Here is a 284-nt window from a genome sequence, read left to right as displayed (position 1 = left end):
CTGCCGGATCAAGCAGATCGTCAAATACCGGATAGCCGGAGACAGCCTGCAGGCTGAGCGGAGTAATAAATGCTTTCGCACCCTCTGTCATCATCACGCGGACATCAGCACCGCGATCGCGCAGGCGGCGCACCAGCTCAGGTGCTTTATAAGCAGCAATACCGCCGCTCACGCCAAGAAGAATTTTTTTGCCGGCTAATCCCATCATGATGTTGGCCTCACTAAGCTCTCTGCCGCTCGCGGCGGCGAATGCACGGACTTTATCACAAAAGCGCGGATGCGCC

Annotated in this window: 1 protein-coding gene; it reads right to left on the bottom strand. The window is 56.7% G+C overall.

The annotated features are described in order from the left end of the window. Positions 1-208 (bottom strand): flavoprotein (locus SB765_RS29045; protein ID WP_410932407.1); only part of this gene is annotated, 208 nt, incomplete at its 3' end. Positions 209-284: the final 76 nt, after the last annotated feature.

Source organism: Pseudomonas sp. SIMBA_067 (assembly GCF_046534675.1).
Classification (GTDB): Bacteria; Pseudomonadota; Gammaproteobacteria; order Pseudomonadales; family Pseudomonadaceae; genus Aquipseudomonas; species Aquipseudomonas putida.
This window is presented reverse-complemented; position numbering and strand designations above follow the sequence as displayed.